The organism is Zhenpiania hominis (assembly GCF_014333425.1).
Classification (GTDB): domain Bacteria; phylum Bacillota; class Clostridia; order Peptostreptococcales; family Anaerovoracaceae; genus Hominibacterium; species Hominibacterium hominis.
This window is the reverse complement of record NZ_JACRYT010000017.1, coordinates 1-19,527: the sequence shown is the minus strand read 5'-3', so window position 1 is coordinate 19,527 and position 19,527 is coordinate 1. Positions and strand designations below refer to the sequence as shown.

Sequence of the window (19,527 nt, the reverse complement as noted above, 5' to 3'; positions counted from 1 at the left end):
TCCGCCTATTTCAGTTCATACTCTACCAGCTTGTTGAACAGCTGTCTCCTGGAAATATCCAGAATTTCCGCCACTTTATTCATATCTTTCGGATAACGTTCCAAAAGACTTGCGATATACGCTTTCTCCACTTTTCCGCGGTACTCTTTGAGGGAAATCGTAAGATCCATCGCTTCACTTTGCACTTGCCGCGCGGTTCTCTGATTTTTTACAACATCGGAAGGCAAATAAGCTTCCCGGATTTCTCCTTTCTCCGAAAGCACTACAAGACGCTCGATAATATTTTTCAATTCCCGGACGTTTCCCGGATAGGAATAGCCTGCCAACAGTTCTTTTACGGAATTCTCCACATCCGTAATCCGTTTGTTCATCTCGCGCTGATATTTATCAAAGAAATACTGAATAAACAAAGGAATATCCTCCGGCCGTTCCCGGAGAGGCGGCAGTTCCAGCACAATCGTGCTGATCCGATAAAACAAATCGTCTCGAAAGGATCCATCACCCATATCCTTCCGCAAATTGTGGTTGGTGGCGGTAATCAGACGGAAATCCACATTGATGGGCGTACTGCTCCCCAGACGGTAGATCTGTTTATTCTCAATGGCCTTCAGAAGCTTAGCCTGTAAGTTCACGGAAACGCCTCCTATTTCATCCAGAAACAAGGTTCCACCGTTAGACGCTTCAAACAACCCGATTCTGCGCCGATCCGCTCCGGTAAACGCTCCCTTTTCATGGCCGAACAATTCAGATTCCAGGATGGACTCCGACAGCGCCTGGCAGTTCAGCTCCATAAAGTTGGCTTCTTTTCGCTTACTTTTCTGATGGATAAACGAAGCCAGCACTTCCTTTCCCGTTCCTGACTCTCCCAGAATCAGAATATTGGAATCGCTTTGAGCCGCCCGCTCCGCCAGCTCCATCATCTGCCGATATTTTTTATTTCTGCTTTCCAGCATAAAGTTGCCGTTCAACTTTTCTTTGAGAATCGCATTGTCCCTTTTCATTTTCCTCGCGTCCCGAAGTTTGCGAACCTCCATAAAGAGTTCTTCCGGATCACGCCCTTTTGTAACGTATGAATACGCCCCCGCTTTCATGGCGTCAACTGCTTTCTCAATGGTTCCGTGAGCGGTCAGCATAATCACTTCCGTATCCCAGTCCCTTTTTTTGATTTCTTCCAGCAGCTGCCTTCCGTCCATCACCGGCATGCACAGATCCGTGATCACCAGATCAAACGACTTTTTTTCCAGCTTTTCCACTGCTTCCTGGCCGTTCCCGCAGGTGTCCACCTTATATCCCTTTCCGGTCAAAATCATTTTTAATACATCGCAATAATCCTTTTCATCGTCTACAACTAGAATATTAAAGTTTTCTCTGTTCATCCGCGTCCTCCATTCCGAGAGGCAGGATCACCCTGAAGGTTGTTCCCGCTCCCACTTTGCTTGTCACTTTAATTTGCCCGTTCATTTTCTGTATTTCATTATAGACGATGTACAGCCCCAGTCCGTTTCCTTCTGTCGTACGCTTTGTCGTAAAAAACGGATTGAAAATATCGTCCAGAATATCTTCTTCGATTCCGGTTCCCGTATCCGACACTTCCACACAAAACTCCCCCTCCCGGCGTTGTACGCGAACCATCAGTTTTCCATTCTGATCCATAGCGTCAATGGCGTTAGATACCAAATTGATCAAAATGATATCGAAGGACTCCACTGCCATCCGTACCGGAAAATCCTCCTCGCACTGAACGGAAATAAAAATCTGCTTTTTCTTTATCAGTCCCTTATTCAGAGAAATTACGGAGTTAATATGCTCCACAATCGGAACCTCTTCTTTCACTTTTGAGGAAACTCTCGAAAAGTTCAGCAGGTTGTCAATAATATTACCCGCTGTATCCACGGATTTTTCAATGGCCTGCACCGCCTGTGCCTGAGAGTTTTCATCTTTCATTGTTTTCAGCACATAACAGTAATTGCGGATTACACCCAGCGGATTTCGAATTTCATGAGCGACTCCTGCGGCAAGCTGGCCTACCGCGATCATCTTATTATCCTGCAGCATCTGACGCTCTGCCATCCGCACGCCAGTCACATCGCTGGCCATAAACAGCAGCTTTTCCACCTCGCCTTTCGGGCTCATAATAGGAAACACGTTTACCTCCAAGATCTGCCTCTTCATCGTAATTTCTCTGGATGCTCTCTTCCCGGTATTTCCCGTATAACGCAGCATTTCCTGGAGTTCCTCCCGCATCTTCCTCGGAAACTGCAGAACTTCTGTGATATCTTTCCCCATACATTCCCGGTTCACATAGTTTAAAAAAGCGCGGTTAATATCTAAAATAACGCCTTCCGGTGTCAGCTCCGCCATATAATAAGATACGCTATTAAATGTAGTCTGCATCTCCTGCTTGCTGGCAACCAGCTGCTTCATCCTCTCCGTCAGTTCGCTGTACAAATTCTTATTTGACTGATAATATACAAAGAACGTACAAAAGACTGCCGCAAAAACGATGAGCAGCAGCGCTGCCATATCTCCGTACCGACTGTCCTCCACCAGAGGCTCGGAAATCCCGAACCACTTTTCCTGGGCCTGCACCATCAGCTGCTTTCGATCCGCGCATTGGATAGATTTATTGACAATACTGTAAAGAAACGGGTTTGTAGCCTCGATCAGAATACATACATTCTGTTTCGTAAAATCCGTATTGATATCTTCATACTGTTGCAGAATTCCCTTCTCCTTCAAGACGGAAACAACGGCAGTCTGATCCCCCAGAATGCAGTCCGCTCCTTCCTCCTCGGCAAGGGCAACAACCTCTCTCACAGAATCTGCCTCCTTTAGGCGTATGGACTGCCCATTATAGGAAAGAGCCCGTTTTTCCTCATCGGTAAGCATCCCCTTCAGACAAATTCCATCCAGCCGGCGCGAAGTATCCGCGTCGGTCCGCACAAACAGGCTTCCCTCCACCTGAAAGAGCGGGGATGTAAAATCCATGTTTTTTTCTTGTTCCCGGAGCGCTTCATCGACTACCGCAAGCGCAGCGTCCGCGTTCTTCGGATTATCTGTAATCCGGACGCGCAGCCCGGAAACGTCCAGCACAGAGTTCAGATAGTCCTCCAGAAACCCTGTATCAAAATAGGACAGACGTTCGTCAATCCGCAGCGTGATTGTCTTTTTTTCCCGTATTAGCGCGCGTTCCCGCTGGTTAAAAGTTACTTTTTCCTTTTCACTCGAAATAATCTTAACGGAATCCGTTGTGCCGGAATAAATAAGGATCGCGAAAATAACGGCAATCAAAATGATAATGAGTATCACATCTTTTCGTTTTTGCCGCATTCTACTGCCTCCTTCTTGCCATTTTCTCGCCAAAGATCAGCACCTCTCTCTCCTCGCGGCTGATTCTGCCGAAATCTTTCCGGGTCCGGAGAGCCAGTCCCGCTCCCAGCGCCATCCAGACAAGGAACAGAAGCATCTCGCTGAAAGAATTCCGATTGGTAAGTGTATCCTGCACATAAATAATAAAATAAAGAATCGTAATTCCTGTCATGCACACTCCCAAAGGCATTCCATATTTCACTTTAAACGGGCGCGCCAGTTCCGGCTCTTTTTTCCGCAGAACTACAAAAGACATACAGACACAGCAGTACGCGAAAACCGCGCAGAAAGAGCTGATATCCACGAACCACAGCAGCGCGTTCTGTCCCAGAAGCGGCGCCGCGATACAGACAATTCCCACCAAAAGCGTAGCTGCCCAGGGAGTCCGATACTTCGGATGCACCACACCAAAAACCGCCGGAAGCATTTTAGCCCTTCCCATAGCGAAAAGCAGCCGGGTCGCCCCCATAAAAAAACCGTTCCAGGAAGTCAGAATTCCCAGCATTCCTCCCAGTACAAGAATGGATCCGAAAAAATCATCTCCATACGCGTAGGAAATAACATCTGCCGCCGGGATAAGGCCGGACATCCGCACTTCCAGAGGAGCGGAAAAGGCCAGCCCCACAATAATAATCAGGTACCAGGAAACGCTGAAAACAATACAAACCAGCACCATTTTCCCAACGCCCCTCGGAGGAATGTTCATCTCTTCCGCGGACTGGGGCAATACATCAAATCCCACCAGCATGGAAGGAATCATTAAAAACACATAGATAAACCCGTCAAGACTTCCAAAGCTTTCTCCCACGTTTTCCATTCCGCCAAATGTCAAGCCGCCGAACAAAAGCAGAAGCGCTACCAGAACAATCGCCGCGGTTCCCATCACCTGAAAAAGAACAGCCGGTCTGCTGGCAAAAAGATTCAAAAGAAGCATAATAACCGCTCCCAGCATCCCTACTATCGCCCAGGAAAGATGTACCGTATATCCCGCAATCTCCCACAGCGGCAGATAAAGCCCGATGGGTAGAATCGAATCCAGCGCGGTGGCCAGCGCGATTCCCTCCCAGGCCGCTACGCCCAGATAAGCAAACGCCAGCACCCATCCCACCAGCCAGGCCGCTTTTCCGCCCATCGCCCGATACATATATACAACTTCTCCGCCTGCCTGCGGCAATGCGGAAGTCAGTTCCCCATAGAGCGCTCCAACCCCCAGGATAATCAGGGAGCCAATCAGAAACGCGAGAATGGTTCCCCAGAACCCTGCCTGTGTCAGCCAGGTAGACGCCAGCATCACCCAGCTCCATCCAACCATGGTTCCGAATCCGATTGCCAGAACATCCGTCCTTCCCAGTACCTTACTTAACGAATTGCGATGTCCTTCCATACCGCACCTTTCTCAACCAAACAATAAAAATATAATAAGGCAGTGAGCGTTCTGCCCACTACCTTATTATACTGAATCTTGTTTCCTTTTGAAAGAATAATTCTAAAATCTCTTATATTCGTCTCCGAACATCTGGAATTCCACTTCTTCGGCTGTAGCCTTTCCATTTGCCGAACACTTGTTGGCAATGAAGAGGATGACACCCAGTATCAGCCAGCCGCCAACCAGAGCCCATTCGATGGGTTTCAGCGGAGTCGGGCTGTAAATCGGCAGATACAAGGAAATCATAAACAGCGCTACCAGAACGGCCAGGAATCCAACCAGAACACCTGCGGTCTTTACTTTGAACGGACGTTCCAGTGTCGGCTCCTTCTTTCTCAGAACCAGATAGGAGAGGGATACCATGAAGTATGCCACAACGGTTCCGAAAGCAGCCGCGTTAACAAACCAGCTCAGAGCGCTCTTTCCAAGCAACGGTGCCAGGAAGGTAATGATACCTACCATCAGGATAGCAACTGTCGGAGAGCCGTATTTCGGATGAACTTTCGCGAATACACCCGGCAGCATGTGCGCTCTCGCCATGGAGAATAATACTCTGGAAGCGCCTACGATAAATCCGTTCCAGGAGGTCAGGATTCCGCACATCGCGGCGATAATCATGATCTTGCCGAATACCGGGCTTCCCATCGCGTATGCCCACGCGTTAGCTACCGGTACGCAGTTCGGATCCGCGTTGTATCCTGCCAGAACATCTCCCGGTGTGGACAGCGCGGTCGCCAGAATCATGATAATGTACCAGGTTGCCGCCATAACGATTGCGATAATCATAACTTTTCCGATTTTTCCAAGTGGGATGTTCATTTCTTCCGCGGCCTGCGGGATTACGTCAAATCCTACGAACATCGCCGGTACTGCCAGTACAACAGCGGTAAAGCCAGCGCCGTCTGTGAACATCGGCTGCAGATTTTCCATGGTGCCGGTTGCTGTGCTGCTGACGAAAAACGCGATTCCGCCGATCGCCATCGCAACTGTTGCAGTAGTCTGGAAAATCGCGGAAGCTTTCGCTCCTCTGTAGTTCAGAATTGTCATGATAACGGAACCAACGCATCCGATCAGCAGGAACATACCGGTCACTTCGGATCCCTGCAGTTCGTACAGCACTCCCAGTTCCGGAAGCAGTCCCTGGAATAAGAATCCCAGCGCGTTTGCCAGCGCCGGTCCCTCCCAGGCGGCTACTCCAATGTAAGCCAGGGTAATCATCCATCCTGTAAACCAGGACGCGTTGTAGCCCATGGCTCTGTAGGAAAACACCAATTCGCCCCCTGCCAGCGGCAGCATCGGAGTCAGTTCCGCATAGGTCAGACCTACGAAAATTGCCATAATACCGCCCAGTACAAAGGCCAGAATCGCGCCGATTGTACCGCCGTTCCCTACCCAGGAACCTGCCAGCATGATCCAGCCCCATCCGATCATCGTACCGAATGCCAGGGCCAGAACATCCTTCATCTTGAGTGATCTTTGAAGTTCTTGTCTTCCTCCTTGACTCATGATTAAGTCCTCCTTCGATAGAATATAGAATAATTGCGTACGCCTATTTAAAATACAAAATTCATGCCATAATCAAAATTTTAAAAAAATTCCACTTTGCCATTGAAATTTACAGTCCTTTCCTGCGCGCTCAAGTTTGCAAAAAAAGAAAAGAAGCTTTGAATTGGAAATTAATTTCCAATTCAAAGCTTCTTTTATGAAGTTTATTTCCAGCTTTATTTTTCCGCCAGGAATTTTTCCACATATTCCACATCTGACGGCGTATCAATATATTGAGTACCTCGCTTCTGCCGAGTTTCTCTTCCCTTTCCGGTAATGAGAACTACCGTATTGTCATCCGCGGTTTCAATCGCCTGACGGATCGCCTCTTCTCTGTCCACAATAATCTGGCATTGGCAGTCAAATGGCTTCACATAGCCGGCGATTTCCTCTGAAATTTTCATTACCGGCTCTTCTCCGGCATCTTCTTCGGTAATAAAGACTTTATCCGCGTATTTTCCCGCCAGCTCTCCAAGTTCTTTCCTGCGTCCGAATGCCTTTTTCCCAGGACATCCGAATACAATGGAAATTTTTTTCCCCGGATATTCTTTTCTGGTGGATTCAAACAGCGACTGAAAACTCATCTGGTTGTGGGCATAGTCCACAATCACATCGAGATTTCCGCTCCGGCTCGTATAAATTTCCATTCGGCCGCTGACCCTCGCTTTTTTCAGTCCTGCCTTCACATATTCCAGCGGAATATTCAGGGCATAGCTGACAGCAATCGCCGCCAGGGCGTTCTGTACGTTGAACAGCCCCGTCATTCCAATTCGGAATTCCTCATCAAAGCTGTCACATTTTACCCGGAAGGAGATTCCTTTCCTTCCCGGTTCCACGTCATATCCGTAAATATCCGCTTCCGGCCGAAGGCCGAAAGTCAGAACCCGCTGCGCTTTACCATCCGCCGCTTCAAGAGCCATCTTCGCGTAGTCGCTTTCCAGATTAATACAGGCGGTTTTACACTGGCTGAACAAAATCATCTTGGATTTCAGATAATCTTCAAAATCCGGATGCTCTACCCCGCTGATGTGATCAATTCCAATATTCAGAAAGCATCCCACATCAAACGTAACCCCCATGGTCCGGTCATATTTCAGCGCCTGACTGGATACTTCCATGGTAAGAAATTCAATTCCGCTTTTGACCGCGTTGTCAAAATGGCGGTGCAGATCCAGCGCTTCCGGCGTTGTCAGATGAGATTCCTCGTTAATCACCCCATCGTAGTTGTCAATCCCGGAAATAACTGCGCTGAGCGGCTTTTTCTGGGCTCTCAGGTATTCGTCTAAAATAAAACGCATGAAATAGGTGGTTGTTGATTTTCCTTTTGTACCGGTAATTCCAGTAATTGTAATTCTTTTCCAAACCTGATTGTAAAAAAGATCGGCCGCCAGCGCAATGGTCTTACGCATATTATTTACAATAATATACGGAGCGTCCGGCGCCTCTTTGTCATATTTCACCTCGCTGATATAGGCAAACGCGCCTTCCTCCAGAGCGCTCAGCAGATAGTCTACCGTAAAATGCGCTCCCTTGCAGATGAACAGCGTATCGTACCGGACATCCTGAGAATTGTAGGAGACATAATTCACCTTTTTGTCCAGCAGTTCTTCCGTCAAATTTGTTTCGGCAACAAGGCCGTAATTTTTCAGCAGTTCTACATATTCCCGCAATAAGTGCAGTCTATCTATCATTTTCATCTTTCCTCCTGATTTTTTTCCCGCAAAGCCGGAGCGACTCCAGTGCCAGCTCGTCCATCGCGTCTACAAAATAATCGGACAGCTCGTACTGAATTTTAAAACAGGAAAGCTCTGTACATGCCATAATCACGCAGTCGCATTCCTCATCGCGGAACTGGCGTTCCGCGTCTTCAAAATCATCATAGTTAACAGGGCCGCCATTCTTAATCCCGTCATAAATAACCCGCATCACTTTCCTTTGATTTTCCGGCGACGGAATACGCGGCTGCAGTCCTTGTTTTTCACATTCCTTTTGATAAAGTCCAATCTCTATGGTTCCGTCTGTGGCCATAATTCCCACTTTCGCCCCTTTTCCATAGACTCTTTGAACCTTTCGAACCGCGGCTTCGATCATGTTGATGACTGGGGTCCTTGTGTTTTCCTGCAGCTGCCTGATCAAAACATGAGACGTATTGCAGGGGATCGCGATATAATCCGCTCCGCAAAGTTCCAGCGTCTTCGCGTCCTCGGTCAGTCCATTGAGCAGTCCTTCAAGCTTCCCGCTCTGAATAGATTTCGTGCGATCCGGCATGGTCGCATGATTTAAAATGACCATATTGAGATGCTCCTGATCGCAATGGGCATCTGTATGTTCAATTACCATTTTGTAAAACAGCTGTGTAGCCAGAGGCCCCATTCCTCCGATTACACCCAGCACTTTCTGATTATCTTTCATCCCTTTCTCCAAACTCTTACTTATAATACTTCTTAAAAGCGGCATGATGCCGGTGCATATTCTTAAACACCCGCAGCCTGCGAATCAGGCTCCTGTCCGGCTTGTAAATCAGCGGGTTGGAGACCTTTCCCTCCGCATACAGCTGCCGCATTTTCTTCTGATATTCTTCCGGCCGTATATAAGTGAACGCCACTTTTTTGGGCACAACGGTGAACATATGCTCATTTTCCACGGCTTTGAATTCCAGTGGCCTGTCCAGAATATAATCATCCACAAGAAGTTTCGCAATATTTGCTCCTGCCCCGGTCACATAGTAATTGCTTCTTCCCTGCCGGGTATTAATCTCAAAAACCTTAAACTTTCCGTCCCTCTGGTCATATTTGATGTCAAAATTAGAAAATCCTGTATAGCCAATATTTTCCAAAAGCGTTTTAAACTGGCGCTGGAGTTCTTCATTATGCTCTGTAATAATGACCGCGTGGTTTCCCAGTCCGTGAGGCGTATGTTCCTCCAGCAGCACATGACCCAGGCACATCATTTTCACCTTTCCATGCTTGTCCGAATAGTTGGTGAGTACCCGCATATAGGTGTCGTCTCCAGGTATAAAATTCTGAATGATCACCGAGTCCTCGTATCCGGATCCGTAAATATCTCCCAGTACACATTGAACATCCTGCCAGGTATCTTCTTTATAAACTTTTTTCTGGGTAGGATAGGGATGTCTCCAGTATTCAATCCCGTTTGACGGCTTTACAATGTAAGGGCCCTCAAAAGGAGCCTCTACATACAGGCCCATCTCCTTTTTATGGACATAGGTCGTAGGGTAATCGACGCCTGCCTTCTCACACATGGCATAAAATTTTTCCTTGTGGATCAGATCATTCATCAGATCCACATCAATATAAGGCGCGATTACATTTTCAGGAAAATTATCCTTGTTGCGGCTGGCAAGCTGCACATAACTGTCTCCGCAGCCGATGAGAAGTACTGTCTCATCCTTGTGTGCCTCTGCGAAATCAGTCACGAGCCGCAGAAACGTGTCTTGCTCGTCCGCCTTTTCATTTGCTTTATAATCTATAATTTTACTGTCCATGCAGGGGCCGGTGGGATACTTTCCATAGGCGCTGGAAACTATCCCGTACTGTTCATGAAACGCTCTTGCCACACTGCATACATTTATATCTCCGGCAAAAAGTAATGGTACAAACTTCTTATCCATTGTAATCTCCTTATTTGCTTTTGTATTGTTCTTCCCGGCTCGAAAGCCTTATGTTATATTATAATACGTTTCTCTCTATTTTACCAATGATTTCATCCCTGAGCCCGTCTATTTTTTTAAAGTCCATATTGGGAATATAGTAACTTTCCAGACGATCGTGTTCCTTCTTTGCCCGTATAATGCAGCGAACCCCCTCATTTAACAATTCTTCCATTCTGCGTTCACAATCAGCGGCTAACGCTCCAGCCTCCTCCGTTCTGCTCCAGTCCATCATATCATTTACGTCAATCAGTTTTACCTCTTCCGGCCGTTCCCATGGATCCAGATCGTGATAGGAATTCAGTGAAACAAATGCTGTTTCAATCTGAGGAACCAACAGGTGTTCCAGCTTTGTCTCCGGTTTCATAGGACAGTAGTAGGCCTCAATATCCATTCCTCTGTACAGCGCGCTTTCCGCAATCAGGTTCAAAAGCCTCGCGTTGCTCATCCCCACCGGCGCTGTAATCATATAGATTCGCCGGTAGCCATCAATGAGAGATTCCAAATGGTGCTGTACACCAGCGGGGGTAATCGCGCTTGCGAATTGCTTTTTTATACATCCCGGATTTAAAGCGATCTCTTTGTGCCCCATCTCCTCACCGATAATCTCTGCCGCCTTCTTATACAACTCCCCGTCTTCCAGAGCATCCTCATAAATATCCGCTAAGGCATCATAAAGATTTCCCGCGGCTGCCAGATAATGATAAGCATATTCAAACCACCGTTTTATTTTCTCATTGCTCTCCAGTACGTGACTTTTGCATTTTTTCAGTGCCTCGCCGTTCCAGAATTCCCCCAAATGAACAATACTGTCTACTGCCCCCGGGTTGACAGGATCCACAATATGCGGGCTGGTCGCGTCAATCATAGCAATTCTTCGTTTTTTCAAAACGATCCCATCTAAGGACCCCGGATCCGAAGAACACCATAAAAAATCCACATCCTCGCCCTTTTCCACAAAATGCTCTCCGATTTTACGCATGAATGTGGATTTTCCCACTCCGGGACCACCTTTCAGACAGATAATCCGGTTGGCTTCCTGCTGTCCCATTATGTACGAATAATAGGAGAAAAAACCTTCCGGCGTATTGCCTCCGGGATAGATGTGCCTGATTTTACCGTTCAACCAAAATTCCCCCTTTACATTTCTTCTCCTATCTTATGCAAAAGGGCTTTTTCAAGTTCCAAAAAAGAAAGAGCGGACGTCGAAACCGTCCGCCTCCGCGATTTTATTTTTTTATCAGTTCCACAATCTTCGAAAAACGCTCCGTCACATAGTCATATCCGCCCGGACTATGGGGAATCAGACAGTTTGTACAATCCTTTACCCCGTTTTCTGTATACTGAAAATTCCCGCCGCATTCTTCCCCCAACGCGTACAGAGGGCAGTAACAAAACAGGCAATTAAAGCTCTCCGGGTCTTTTACCGCGTGGCATGGAAAGAATTCGCATGCCCTATGGCTGAAGAATTTAAAGTTTTTCGGTTCTTCCACTGTCTCGGATTCCTGCATCTCAATCTCTTTTTCTTTGCTCACAAAGTCCCTCCTTATTCATTACCCGTTAAAATTGCCCGGCTCCCTGCGTTCCCGCTCTCAGTCTTCCGGTCAGGATTTCATAAAAAGCCGCTTCCGTTGCCGTCATATATGCCATGACCCAGCAGATTGCCAGATTCAGGATCCAATTGATAACAATCATCACAACTCCGGCTCCAATCATTGCCTCAAGAAGGTTACTGACAAGAGCTACAGCAAAAGTCGTCAGTAGCATCCAACCGATGAAGGACAATTCCATACAGAAAAATTTTCCTTTATTCCCCCGCATCAGCATTTTACTCTCACTGATACACTGCATAATTCCCTTTCCCGGATCATCCGCCAGAATAAAAAATGCCTGGCTATAGCGGATCGCCGCGATAATTCCCGGGACGACAAACAGCAGGCCCCATAAAAAGATAAACACGCTCATTACGAAAAAGAGCCCCAGTGTCTTGAAGAAGTACTCAAACCCGGAAAACACCTGCGCCGCTTCCGTCTGTCTCCTGCGAAACAGGTTCAGGAAAAAGAGGCTGATTCCAAATGTAAAAGCGCCGCTTACCAGGAACACATAGACTCCGGACATGGTAGAAACCTTTTCCGCGCTGCTGCTGATTCCTGCTATGACATTCGCTCCAAATTCATAGGATGAATCGTAATACATATTTCCATAAAGCTCTGCCAGCGTCTTTCCAAATACCTGATCCAGAATTAACGCCGGAAGGGTAATACAAATCTGATAGATTAACGTCGCGATAATCGCGCTCTGCCATTTTCCCGCCAGCGAGTTCCTTCCCAGTCTCCGCAGGTTGCTGCTCGGCTCTGTAATAATGATATTGTACATGTCTTGCTTTCCCCCTTGATTTCAATCTCTATGCGATTATTCATTGTCGAGTCTAATGGTATCATAAGAGGATCGGAAGTGTCAAGAGTATGGAAAAGAAGGGGGCTCTAACCGTCATGCCAAAACTCTGTTTTTCGTTTCAACTTCCGCTTGACATCATATTTATTCTATGCTAGGATTTCCTTACGAACGTTCGGAAGGAAGGTGCTTAGCTATGACGACAATCGAAAAAATCAGACAATCCGCTATCCGTCATTTTGCCAGAGAAGGATATGACGGCGCGTCCCTTGCCGCTATCGCCGGTGACGCGGGGATCAAAAAACAGTCTCTTTATACCTACTTTAAAAATAAAGACGAACTGTTTCTCCAAATGTTTCCGGATGTCTTTCAGAATGAACTGCAACACATAACCGGGCAGCTTGAAAACCGTTCCGGTTCTCACCTGAAAGAACTGCTGTTTTCCCTGCTGCAAACTTTTATCCGGCGATATCAGACCTGCGACTCCACGCGCTTTCTCATACGAAGCTCTCTATATCCGCCGGAGCATCTGAAAGAAGCCGCGCTCCATCATTTTTATAATTACTGGGATCAGCTGGAAGCGCTGCTGCTTCCGCTTTTCCGGGAATCGAAGCGGCAAGGCGTGCTCGCTTCTGATATCCAGGAGGAAACCGCGGTTTCCGCTTACCTTGGAATCCTGGACAGCATCTACATTGAAATGGTCTACGGGGGTGAAATCCGCCTGCAAAAAAGACTGGAGACATCATGGCCCGTTTACTGGCGGGGTATTTCTAATCGAAATTTGGGAGGTAAAGAAATTGAATAAACATTGGCTGCTCGTCTATGCGGCGGGCATTATCGAAATTCTTTGGGTAATCGGTTTAAAGCATTCCGATGCATGGTATGAATGGGTACTGACCATCCTGCTGCTGGCCTCTTCCTTCTTTGTGCTGATTAAGGCTATGGAGTCCCTTCCATCGGCTACGGTTTACGCGGTGTTTACCGGAATCGGCACCGCAGGTACTAATGTAGTGGATACCCTTGTATTCGGAGAATCTTTCAGCTTTTTGAAAGTGTTTTTCATCGCGCTTTTGCTGGCAGGCGTAATCGGGCTGAAACTCGTTACCCACAGGCCGACTGCCGAAACGGCTAATCTTCCAGAAGCAGAGGGGGTGAGCTAAATGGCATGGGTCTTTGTAATCTGCGCGGGGATTTTTGAAATCGTCGGGGTCATCGGTATGAATGGAGTGGCCAGAGCAAAAACGCTGCGTTCTTTCGCGACCCTTTTCATCGGGTTCGCCTTCAGCTTTACCCTTCTGAATCTCTCCCTTCAGACCCTGCCCATGGGGGTCGCCTATGCGGTCTGGACGGGAATCGGCGCGGCTGGTGCGACGCTTGTAGGAATGCTCCTTTTTAAGGAGTCCAAAGACTGGAAACGGATCCTGTTTATTTCCTTCATTATTATAGCGGTCATTGGCTTAAAACTGACATCTTAAGAGTATAGAAAAAACTCCCCCTGTCCTCTCAGGGAGAGTTTTTTGTTGCCTCTTATCGCTTCAAAATTACTTCCGGATAAGGAGACTCTCCTTATCCGGAAGTAAAATCCCTCGCTTACGCGAAAATCCAAACGAAAATCTTCACCAGCGACACCACCAACCCTACAATGGAACATACCAGTCCGGCGGTCGCCATGCCGTTTCCACCATATATGGTCTTCTTACCTTCTTTTCTTCCCTGCACTCCGAAAAAAATTCCTACAACTCCCATAACCGGAGACGCGTAAAGGAACAGCCAGATAAAAACAATGCTGAGAATTCCTAATGTGAAAGAAACAATCGCTTTTTCATTCATTGCCTGCCTATATACGCTACCCTTTGCTTCTTCCATTTCTTCGATGATTGTTTCAACTTCTTCGTTTTCGTTTGCCAGGTTAATTTCCCGTTTCTCGTCTCTTGTTCTAGTATCCATATCATCGCCCCCTGTCTCTTTTCTTTTATTATACCACAAAATATGGGAGTTGGATACAACACCTTTTCTATATCTGGAACTGCTGCACAAAAAAATAACTATGGCCCCGGAGCTTAATCCCGGGGCCATAGCAAAACTCACTTATTTTTAGTACAGGTTATCAAAGATTTCTTTGATTTCCGCTTCTGTCAGTTCTACATAGTTGTTGCCCAGCAGTCTCTGCTGATTGTCAATTGTAGACTTCGCGAACGGAGCAGCCTGATCCGGAGTCATGCCGTATTCTCTCAGAGGTTTCTTTTCCAGAATCTTGCCTAAGAATTCGTCCAGAGCCGGATATACATCCGCAACATCGCAGCCCAGTACGTCCGCGAACATCTTGTTTACGATTTCGATCTTGCCCTGCGGTTTCTTTCTCATGTACATCTTGAATACTTCTGTGAAGCAGATGAAGTTCGCTTCGCCGTGAGCGATATGGAACGCTCCGCCATGAGCGTAGGACAGGGCGTGAACCGCCGCGCATCCAGCGTTGCCGAAGGCGATTCCAGCATAGTTCGCAGCCAGGCAGAAGTCCTTCAGCAGGTCTTTTCTGTTATCCGCAGTGTTTCCGCCTCTTTCAATGATCGTCTTGTATCCGTTCATGATCATTTCGATCGCTTTTACAGAATACATTTCTGTAAACGGAGAAGCTTTCGGTGACAGGAAGGATTCAACCGCGTGGATCAGAGCGTCTACGGAAGAAGTCGCAAATACTTTATCCGGCAGTCCCTGCAGGGATTCCGGAATCAGAACTGCAGTATCCGCATAAGTCTGTTCGTCCGCAATACCTTTCTTCAGATCCAGAGAAGGAATCGAAGCTACCGCAACATTTGTTACTTCAGAACCGGTTCCGCAAGTTGTAGGAACTACGATCAGCTCTTTAATTCTCTTCGGAGCTACTTTTCCGGTGTACAGATCCGCTACTTTGTCCGGAATTTCGCATGCCAGTACTTTACAAATGTCAACGATTGTACCGCCGCCGAAAGCGATGATGCGATCGAATTCATATTTATCCATTTCCACTTTCATAGCGTCCATCATTTCGTCCGTCGGTTCGCCGGCACCATATTTTTCCTGGTAGATTACCGGAATATCAATGCCCAGCGGCTTTACATACGGATCATACATCCACTGGTTTGTAACTAAGATGTCGCCTTTTCCCAGTTTGAATTCGTCGTTGAATTCTTTAAATGTGTCAAAATAATGGATTGCAGGTACTACTCTTAAAGCTTGCATAATGTTACCTCTCTTTTCTTTTTTCTCTTTTTAACATAAGCAATAATATACAATCAAATGTCTTTCAGACATTAAAATTCATCTTTAAACCGTTCTACAAACTGTTCCTTCAGTTCATCTCTGAAGTCAGGATGCGCGATATTGATCAGCTGTCTTGCTCTGTCTTTCAGGGTTCTTCCCTTCATTTCCGCGATACCATATTCCGTGATGATGTAGTCCGCGTCACATCTGGAAGTCGTTACCGCAGCGCCATGGTCAATATAAGGAACGATCTTGGAGATCTTTGTACCATCTTTCTTTATGGTTACAGACGGCATTGCGATAATCGCTTTTCCTTTTCCGTCATGAGACATCGCGGCACCGCGAACAAAGTCAACCTGACCGCCTACGCCGGAAATCTGGTTGGTTCCGATACATTCGGATACGATCTGTCCCATAAAGTCCACCTGAACACACGCGTTGATACATACCAGGTTCTTTAATTTGGCAACCGTTTCCGGATGATTTACATAATCGACTGGTCTTAACTCTACCATCGGGTTCTTGTTGCAGAAATCATACAGCTTCTTTGTACCCATCAGGAAAGTGACAACCATCTTACCTTCGTCGATTCCCTTCTGGCTGCAGTCGATGGCGCCCTTTTCATACAGATCAACAACGCCGTCCGCGATCATTTCGGAATGGATACCCAGATGCTTTTTCTCTCCCAGCTGGGACAGTACAGCGTCCGGAATCGCTCCGATACCAAGCTGCAGAGTGGAACCATCTTCAATCAGGGATGCACAGTTCTTACCGATAGCCTCTTCCACCGGTCCAATCTTCGCCGGCTTGCTTTCATAAAGCGGATGTGAATTTTCAACAAACGCGTCGATTTCACTTACATGTACGAAGGTATCTCCGAATACTACCGGAACCTGATCATTCACTTCAGCCAGGACAGTCCTGCAGGATTTAATCGCCTGCATCGTGTAGTCGGAAGAAACACCTACATTACAAAATCCGTGCTCATCCGGTTCTGATACGGAAACCAGCAGCACGTCTTCATGGAAAATTCCTCTTCTCAGATAGCTCGGTACTTCATGGAAGAATACCGGAACAAATTCACCATGTCCCTGAGAAATAGATTTTCTTGTGCTCGGGCTCGTAAACCAGCCTTCGAATGTAAATACATCATGATTTTCAGGCAGGGAATATTCACCTTTTCCCAGAGTTACCATGTGGGATACGGTAATATCTTTATACAGATCTTTGTTCGCTACCATCGCGTCTACCAGAATCTGGGGTTCCGCAACCGCATGAGCAAACAGAACACGGTCACCTGACTGAATTTTTTTTACCGCTTCATCCGCAGAGCATTTTCTGCTTTCATAAATTTCTTTCCAGTCCATTGTTTTGCATCCTCCGTTTTCAACATTAACTAATCTTTTTTTTTATTTATTTCATCACAGATCCTTTCGATATGGGTTTTATTCCACATCTTCAGGACTCCGTTTTTTGTCTCAAACTGTTCATATCCGGCACAGCAACTGCTGCAGCCGCCGATCACCAGCAGCAAATCGTGTGGAACGCCTTCTACCGCGTTTACAAAGTCAACATCCTTTATCTGATTTTTTATCTCTTCAAAAGCCTTGCCTCTGTCATACTGGGGATTGCATCCCCCGCAAAATCTTACTCCGCACTTCATTTGCCAATAGCTCCTTTATGTTAAAATATTCCTTTTTCTCTCGCTAAAAAATAAGCCGCCACGGAATGCCCACAGCGGCCTATTCTTACATTGCCTAAGCTTATTTAATGCCAGCGATATCCTTTGCCAGCTGTTTCTTTCCTTCGATGTTGCCCTGACGGGAAATCATGATTCTCTGAGCCTGCGGAGAACCAGCGCCGTGCATGGATTCTGTTCTGTATCCAACAGCGGCAGCACCCAGACACATGTTCTCGATCAGTCTCATCAGCTTCTGTCTTTCTTCCGTCGTGCATGCCGGGGAAGCAGCGAAGAACTTGTTGCAGATTTCACCGATTGTTTCACCGTTTCTTCCAACCTTCAGGTCAGACTTGAAGTCTGTTTCGGACGGCATTGTTACCATCAGTCCGCCTGCGATATCTTCTGCCAGTCTTACGATTTCATACGGGAATCTTGTGATGTTCTGCTTACATACGTTTGCCAGCAGCAGGTCGATCTGGTAGTTTCCAGCTTCCGTCTTCCATCCTTCTGCGGAGCATGCGATACCGCAGCAGTACAGAGTTTCGTTCAGGTGAGTCATTTCGATTAACTTGTCCTTAATGTGGGAAGCTTTCTGAGCTCCGTTGTATTCTGCAGCCAGAGCAGCAGCGCCGATCAGAACGTCGCCTACACCTACTTTACATCCGCCGTAGGACTGTCTGTGGTATCCGGCGAATCTTTCTACCATCATGCCGGCAAAATCATATTCTCCAGCCTGGAAGATGTATTCGTTCGGGATAAATACGTTATCCAGAACAACCAGCGCTTCCTGTCCTCCGAACTTCGGATTACCAACGTCAATCTGGTTGTCTTTTTCCATTTTTCTTGTGTCGCAGGACTGTCTTCCGTAGATCATGTACATACCTTCTGCATCAGTCGGGCATGCGAAAGATACTGCGAAATCTTTGTCCTCTTCTCTCATTGCCTGAGTCGGCATGAAGATGTGCCAGTGGGAGTTGATGGAACCGGTCTGGTGGCATTTCGCACCGCTTACTACGATACCGTCTTCTCTTCTTTCAACGATATGTAAGAACAGGTCCTTATCCTTCTGCTTATGAGGCGGAAGTCCTCTGTCACCCTTCGGGTCAGTCATAGCGCCGTCTACTACCAGGTCTTCTCTCTGAACCATTTCCAGGAATTTTTTGAAGTTTTCATGATAGTGAGTGCCATACTTTTTATCTGTTTCATAGGTAGTGGAGAATACAGCGTTAAACGCGTCCATACCTACGCATCTCTGGAAACAGGAAGCAGTCTTCTGTCCGAGAAGTCTCTGCATCTTAACCTTTTTTCTCAGGTCATCTGTGCTCTGATGAAGATGTGCGAATCTGTTAACAGTTTCTCCAGTCAGATTGGACTTTGCTGTCATCAGGTCAGCGTACTGCGGATCCTGGGCCAGTTCATAAGTCATGGCAACACAGTTGATGGACGGACGGATAATCGGATGGTCTACCCAGTTATCGATCTTTTCACCAAACATGTAAACCCGTGTCTTTAATTTTCTCAAACTTTCGATGTACTGTTCTCCTGTCATTAGCATAATAAAATCACTCCTTTTTTATTCTTAGGACCGAACCGCTTCATTTTCATTGTTGTGTCCGACCCTAGCATTAACCTTTTATAACCTATGCAATCTTTATACCATCAAATTGCATCTGTTAACATACCAATTATTTCCGCAAAATTTTCTTTGCCATATCCAGCAAATCATCACTGACAGATGTGTCAAGTTCCACATCCTCTACCCCTTCGCAATTTTCCATTACCGCAGCTTTTACGATATCCTCAATTGTATACTGGGCAGACGGGCATGACGCGCAGGCCCCTGTCAATCTTACTTTTGCGATTCTATTCTCAAATCCGGTAAGCACCGCTCCTCCAAAATGCTCTGCCAGAATCGGATCCACCTTTTCCTCCAGAACTTTTTGAATTTGTTCTTCTGTGTTCATCTCTCACGTCTCCCTTACCACTCATTGTTTTTTGTTAATGCCTTACAGTTTTGATTATATCTCGATCCACTTCTTTTTTCAAGTGGATAATAGCTAAAAGTTTGTCTTATTTCAGGAAAAGTAACTTGTAAAAGTAACATCCACCCGTTCTTCGGTGCACATGGAAGTTATTAATTCTAAACAAGGTGGGTGGAATTTAATAGCTCGGAATGATAGAATCTATCTATTCATCCACTTC

Annotated in this window: 19 protein-coding genes; 3 read left to right on the top strand and 16 right to left on the bottom strand. The window is 46.6% G+C overall.

Translation table 11 applies throughout. The annotated features are described in order from the left end of the window. Nucleotides 1-5: 5 nt before the first annotated feature. The 10 genes from H9L42_RS12740 to H9L42_RS12695 all read right to left on the bottom strand — a co-directional run bounded on the left by H9L42_RS12740 (nucleotide 6) and on the right by H9L42_RS12695 (nucleotide 12,386). On the bottom strand, nucleotides 6-1,376 hold the full coding sequence (locus tag H9L42_RS12740) for a sigma-54-dependent transcriptional regulator (RefSeq protein WP_187303786.1): 1,371 nt from the start codon (nucleotides 1,374-1,376) through the stop codon (nucleotides 6-8). Further along, nucleotides 1,357-3,330: an ATP-binding protein gene (locus H9L42_RS12735; protein WP_187303785.1), complete on the bottom strand. Its 1,974-nt coding sequence runs from the start codon at nucleotides 3,328-3,330 to the stop codon at nucleotides 1,357-1,359. Before H9L42_RS12735 ends, H9L42_RS12740 begins: the two co-directional genes overlap by 20 nt. Nucleotide 3,331: 1 nt before the next feature. After that, entirely contained in the window at nucleotides 3,332-4,753 is a 1,422-nt protein-coding gene (locus H9L42_RS12730; protein ID WP_187303784.1) for an APC family permease, read from the bottom strand. Between the two features lie 102 nt (nucleotides 4,754-4,855). Further along, nucleotides 4,856-6,301, bottom strand: coding sequence for an APC family permease (locus H9L42_RS12725; RefSeq protein ID WP_187303783.1), 1,446 nt, complete (start codon nucleotides 6,299-6,301; stop codon nucleotides 4,856-4,858). Between the two features lie 215 nt (nucleotides 6,302-6,516). Then, complete coding sequence (locus H9L42_RS12720) at nucleotides 6,517-8,031, bottom strand: Mur ligase family protein (protein ID WP_187303782.1); 1,515 nt, start codon at nucleotides 8,029-8,031, stop codon at nucleotides 6,517-6,519. After that, complete coding sequence (cuyB, locus tag H9L42_RS12715) at nucleotides 8,021-8,752, bottom strand: cysteate racemase (RefSeq protein ID WP_187303781.1); 732 nt, start codon at nucleotides 8,750-8,752, stop codon at nucleotides 8,021-8,023. Before cuyB ends, H9L42_RS12720 begins: the two co-directional genes overlap by 11 nt. 16 nt (nucleotides 8,753-8,768) lie before the next feature. Beyond that, nucleotides 8,769-9,971 (bottom strand): carboxylate--amine ligase, encoded by a 1,203-nt coding sequence (locus tag H9L42_RS12710; RefSeq protein ID WP_187303780.1) that lies wholly within the window; start codon nucleotides 9,969-9,971, stop codon nucleotides 8,769-8,771. A gap of 58 nt (nucleotides 9,972-10,029) precedes the next feature. Continuing rightward, nucleotides 10,030-11,136, bottom strand: a complete 1,107-nt coding sequence (locus H9L42_RS12705; protein ID WP_187303779.1) for an ATPase — start codon at nucleotides 11,134-11,136, stop codon at nucleotides 10,030-10,032. A gap of 103 nt (nucleotides 11,137-11,239) precedes the next feature. Then, on the bottom strand, nucleotides 11,240-11,521 hold the full coding sequence (locus H9L42_RS12700) for a cysteine-rich small domain-containing protein (RefSeq protein ID WP_187303829.1): 282 nt from the start codon (nucleotides 11,519-11,521) through the stop codon (nucleotides 11,240-11,242). A gap of 49 nt (nucleotides 11,522-11,570) precedes the next feature. After that, nucleotides 11,571-12,386, bottom strand: coding sequence for a DUF975 family protein (locus tag H9L42_RS12695; protein WP_187303778.1), 816 nt, complete (start codon nucleotides 12,384-12,386; stop codon nucleotides 11,571-11,573). A 214-nt stretch (nucleotides 12,387-12,600) separates the two neighbouring features. Between H9L42_RS12695 and H9L42_RS12690 the strand changes: the two genes are divergently transcribed. Genes H9L42_RS12690 through H9L42_RS12680 form a run of 3 tightly spaced genes read left to right on the top strand, consistent with a single transcriptional unit; the run spans nucleotide 12,601 to nucleotide 13,879 of the window. Next, nucleotides 12,601-13,209 (top strand): TetR/AcrR family transcriptional regulator, encoded by a 609-nt coding sequence (locus tag H9L42_RS12690; protein WP_187303777.1) that lies wholly within the window; start codon nucleotides 12,601-12,603, stop codon nucleotides 13,207-13,209. Further along, entirely contained in the window at nucleotides 13,202-13,564 is a 363-nt protein-coding gene (locus H9L42_RS12685) for a DMT family transporter (RefSeq protein WP_187303776.1), read from the top strand. Before H9L42_RS12690 ends, H9L42_RS12685 begins: the two co-directional genes overlap by 8 nt. Beyond that, nucleotides 13,565-13,879 (top strand): DMT family transporter, encoded by a 315-nt coding sequence (locus tag H9L42_RS12680; protein ID WP_187303775.1) that lies wholly within the window; start codon nucleotides 13,565-13,567, stop codon nucleotides 13,877-13,879. A 115-nt stretch (nucleotides 13,880-13,994) separates the two neighbouring features. Here the strand turns inward: H9L42_RS12680 and H9L42_RS12675 are convergent, their stop codons facing one another. The 6 genes from H9L42_RS12675 to H9L42_RS12650 all read right to left on the bottom strand — a co-directional run bounded on the left by H9L42_RS12675 (nucleotide 13,995) and on the right by H9L42_RS12650 (nucleotide 19,289). After that, on the bottom strand, nucleotides 13,995-14,351 hold the full coding sequence (locus tag H9L42_RS12675; protein WP_187303774.1) for a DUF4190 domain-containing protein: 357 nt from the start codon (nucleotides 14,349-14,351) through the stop codon (nucleotides 13,995-13,997). A 147-nt stretch (nucleotides 14,352-14,498) separates the two neighbouring features. After that, nucleotides 14,499-15,623: a 4-hydroxybutyrate dehydrogenase gene (locus tag H9L42_RS12670; RefSeq protein ID WP_187303773.1), complete on the bottom strand. Its 1,125-nt coding sequence runs from the start codon at nucleotides 15,621-15,623 to the stop codon at nucleotides 14,499-14,501. A 71-nt stretch (nucleotides 15,624-15,694) separates the two neighbouring features. Next, nucleotides 15,695-17,011, bottom strand: a complete 1,317-nt coding sequence (locus H9L42_RS12665; RefSeq protein ID WP_187303772.1) for an acetyl-CoA hydrolase/transferase family protein — start codon at nucleotides 17,009-17,011, stop codon at nucleotides 15,695-15,697. 29 nt (nucleotides 17,012-17,040) lie between these two features. Beyond that, nucleotides 17,041-17,307 carry a hypothetical protein gene (locus tag H9L42_RS12660; RefSeq protein WP_187303771.1) on the bottom strand — a complete coding sequence of 89 codons (267 nt, stop codon included), beginning with the start codon at nucleotides 17,305-17,307 and terminating at the stop codon, nucleotides 17,041-17,043. A gap of 100 nt (nucleotides 17,308-17,407) precedes the next feature. Then, nucleotides 17,408-18,883 carry a 4-hydroxyphenylacetate 3-hydroxylase family protein gene (locus H9L42_RS12655; protein ID WP_346726319.1) on the bottom strand — a complete coding sequence of 492 codons (1,476 nt, stop codon included), beginning with the start codon at nucleotides 18,881-18,883 and terminating at the stop codon, nucleotides 17,408-17,410. A 127-nt stretch (nucleotides 18,884-19,010) separates the two neighbouring features. Next, nucleotides 19,011-19,289, bottom strand: a complete 279-nt coding sequence (locus tag H9L42_RS12650) for a NifU family protein (RefSeq protein WP_187303769.1) — start codon at nucleotides 19,287-19,289, stop codon at nucleotides 19,011-19,013. Between the last annotated feature and the right edge of the window lie 238 nt (nucleotides 19,290-19,527).

Excerpts from the sequence above, each read along its gene's own strand:
- H9L42_RS12700 (WP_187303829.1), bottom strand. The coding sequence starts at position 11,521 with ATGCAGGAATCCGAGACAGTGGAAGAACCGAAAAACTTTAAATTCTTC.
- H9L42_RS12710 (WP_187303780.1), bottom strand. The coding sequence starts at position 9,971 with ATGGATAAGAAGTTTGTACCATTACTTTTTGCCGGAGATATAAATGTA.
- H9L42_RS12665 (WP_187303772.1), bottom strand. The coding sequence starts at position 17,011 with ATGGACTGGAAAGAAATTTATGAAAGCAGAAAATGCTCTGCGGATGAA.
- cuyB (WP_187303781.1), bottom strand. The coding sequence starts at position 8,752 with ATGAAAGATAATCAGAAAGTGCTGGGTGTAATCGGAGGAATGGGGCCT.
- H9L42_RS12650 (WP_187303769.1), bottom strand. The coding sequence starts at position 19,289 with ATGAACACAGAAGAACAAATTCAAAAAGTTCTGGAGGAAAAGGTGGAT.
- H9L42_RS12725 (WP_187303783.1), bottom strand. The coding sequence starts at position 6,301 with ATGAGTCAAGGAGGAAGACAAGAACTTCAAAGATCACTCAAGATGAAG.
- H9L42_RS12720 (WP_187303782.1), bottom strand. The coding sequence starts at position 8,031 with ATGATAGATAGACTGCACTTATTGCGGGAATATGTAGAACTGCTGAAA.
- H9L42_RS12690 (WP_187303777.1), top strand. The coding sequence starts at position 12,601 with ATGACGACAATCGAAAAAATCAGACAATCCGCTATCCGTCATTTTGCC.
- H9L42_RS12660 (WP_187303771.1), bottom strand. The coding sequence starts at position 17,307 with ATGAAGTGCGGAGTAAGATTTTGCGGGGGATGCAATCCCCAGTATGAC.
- H9L42_RS12670 (WP_187303773.1), bottom strand. The coding sequence starts at position 15,623 with ATGCAAGCTTTAAGAGTAGTACCTGCAATCCATTATTTTGACACATTT.
- H9L42_RS12675 (WP_187303774.1), bottom strand. The coding sequence starts at position 14,351 with ATGGATACTAGAACAAGAGACGAGAAACGGGAAATTAACCTGGCAAAC.
- H9L42_RS12735 (WP_187303785.1), bottom strand. The coding sequence starts at position 3,330 with ATGCGGCAAAAACGAAAAGATGTGATACTCATTATCATTTTGATTGCC.
- H9L42_RS12695 (WP_187303778.1), bottom strand. The coding sequence starts at position 12,386 with ATGTACAATATCATTATTACAGAGCCGAGCAGCAACCTGCGGAGACTG.
- H9L42_RS12740 (WP_187303786.1), bottom strand. The coding sequence starts at position 1,376 with ATGAACAGAGAAAACTTTAATATTCTAGTTGTAGACGATGAAAAGGAT.
- H9L42_RS12680 (WP_187303775.1), top strand. The coding sequence starts at position 13,565 with ATGGCATGGGTCTTTGTAATCTGCGCGGGGATTTTTGAAATCGTCGGG.
- H9L42_RS12730 (WP_187303784.1), bottom strand. The coding sequence starts at position 4,753 with ATGGAAGGACATCGCAATTCGTTAAGTAAGGTACTGGGAAGGACGGAT.